The 519-nt window shown below is 38.0% G+C and carries 1 protein-coding gene; it reads right to left on the minus strand.

Annotation, left to right across the window (positions count from 1 at the left end; genetic code table 11):
* A partial coding sequence (locus B2J69_RS24020) for an AAA family ATPase (RefSeq protein WP_330847895.1) occupies positions 1–341 on the minus strand: 341 nt, incomplete at its 3' end.
* Between the last annotated feature and the right edge of the window lie 178 nt (positions 342–519).

Consider the following 519-nt stretch of genomic DNA (forward strand, 5'->3'; position numbering starts at 1 on the left):
CTAACATCATCCCTAGAAAGAAAATCAATTTCAAAAGTAGTTGGGCTATTTATTGTATTTTTAGATAATTTATATGGCTCGTAACAAGGAATCTTATCGCCTTCTTTCAGGTTTCCTGAGCCCGCAGTCATGTACCTGATAGCTTCAAAAGCCAAGAGGAAGTTGGATTTCCCTGACGCATTGGCCCCATAAAGACCAGCGCTTTTTAATACTCCATGCCCACTCTTTTCTGAATTATAAATGTGGCCAGGATGATGCTCCTTCGCTCCTGACGCCAAAAATGAAATTGTACTCTTCTCTTTTATTGACCTGAAGTTTTCTATAGAAACAGACAAGAACATACTTAGGACCCTCCAAAAACAAAAAAATCGCCAAAAAGGCGATTTACACCTTCTATTCGAGATGATGATAGCCTTTTAGTATACAAAAGAAAGTAATAAAGCTAAGAGCAACCTTTTTTAGGTTTAATTGCAAAAAAAGTAGCCAATATGCTGAAGGATCCAGGCAACGTAGTAGGCA

The sequence above is a fragment of the Pantoea latae genome (assembly GCF_002077695.1).
In the GTDB taxonomy this organism is placed as follows: Bacteria; Pseudomonadota; Gammaproteobacteria; order Enterobacterales; family Enterobacteriaceae; genus Pantoea; species Pantoea latae.